The sequence below is a fragment of the Cellulomonas telluris genome (assembly GCF_004886325.1).
GTDB lineage: Bacteria > Actinomycetota > Actinomycetes > Actinomycetales > Cellulomonadaceae > Cellulomonas > Cellulomonas telluris.
This window is the reverse complement of record NZ_QXFN01000081.1, coordinates 1-544: the sequence shown is the minus strand read 5'-3', so window position 1 is coordinate 544 and position 544 is coordinate 1. Positions and strand designations below refer to the sequence as shown.

At 70.0% G+C, this 544-nt stretch carries 1 pseudogene; it reads left to right on the top strand.

What is annotated here, in order from left to right:
• Nucleotides 1–544, top strand: a pseudogene (locus FB586_RS18840) (hypothetical protein); the annotation flags it as partial.

Genomic DNA, 544 nt, shown 5'->3' with positions numbered 1-544 from the left:
CGAGTACAACTCGGCCAAGGCGCAGGGGGTCGCGGTGGTCCTGCCGGACAAGCAGGTCGCCACGACGCTGCCGACGCCCCCCGAGGGGACCAAGCAGTGGTACTCCGGCGCTGGTGACGACTACCGCGCGTCCATGTCGCGCGCCGACCTCGCCGTCCCCGCCACCGGTACGACGACGCTGTCGCTGAAGGCCGCGTGGAACATCGAGGAGGACTACGACTACGGCTACCTCGAGGTCCAGGCACCGGCCGGAAGCGGCACGTGGACGCCGCTCGACACCTCCGCGATCGATCCCGACACCGACGGTGACGCCAACCCGGACAACGACCCCGTCAAGGAGTCGGGCATCGACGGTGTGAGCAGCGGCTACGTCGCGGCCACCTACGACCTGTCCGCCTACGCGGGGCAGACGATCGGGTTCCGTGCCAGCTACGTGACCGACGGTGCCGTGCAGGGCCAGGACCCGGCCACGAGCTGGTCCGGCCTCCTGGTCGACGACATCAAGGTGACGAACGGCTCGACCACGGTCTTCGCCGACGGCGCC